A 569-nucleotide genomic window follows, 5' to 3' on the forward strand; every position below is an offset into this window, starting at 1 on the left:
GTCGTAACAAGGTAACCGTAGGGGAACCTGCGGTTGGATCACCTCCTTACGAAGAGCTCGTAAGTGTTCACACAGATTGTTTGTTAAGAAAAGAGTCACTTTATTGGGTCTGTAGCTCAGGTGGTTAGAGCGCACCCCTGATAAGGGTGAGGTCGGTGGTTCAAGTCCACTCAGACCCACCAATTCAACTTAATTTTTGCTGATTTTGGCTTTAACGGGTTGAAGAAGTGAAATAAAATGGGGCTATAGCTCAGCTGGGAGAGCGCCTGCCTTGCACGCAGGAGGCCAGCGGTTCGATCCCGCTTAGCTCCACCATTAAAGAAGTCTCTTTTTGAATTAAATTATGTTTGTATTTACTTGAAGTCGCGAGATGGTAAAGTGAATAGAAGTATAAAGCTCTTTAACAATTAGGAACAAGCTGAAAGAAACGAGTTCTCGTTTTTATGTTGAGCTGATGTATGAAGATATGTTGGTTAGTATAAGAAAGAGAAAAAAGCGTAATGAAAACCAAGACAACTGTGAGTTGTAAGGTTAAGAAATTAAGCGTACACGGTGGATGCCTAGGCAAT

Annotated in this window: 2 tRNA genes; both read left to right on the plus strand. The window is 42.4% G+C overall.

Annotation, left to right across the window (positions count from 1 at the left end):
- Nucleotides 1–105: 105 nt before the first annotated feature.
- Nucleotides 106–182: transfer RNA gene (locus H3S73_RS13535), tRNA-Ile, on the plus strand.
- A gap of 57 nt (nucleotides 183–239) precedes the next feature.
- Nucleotides 240–315, plus strand: a tRNA-Ala gene (locus H3S73_RS13540).
- Nucleotides 316–569 lie beyond the last annotated feature (254 nt).

The organism is Gilliamella sp. B14384G12 (assembly GCF_016101825.1).
GTDB classification, from domain to species: domain Bacteria; phylum Pseudomonadota; class Gammaproteobacteria; order Enterobacterales; family Orbaceae; genus Gilliamella; species Gilliamella apicola_N.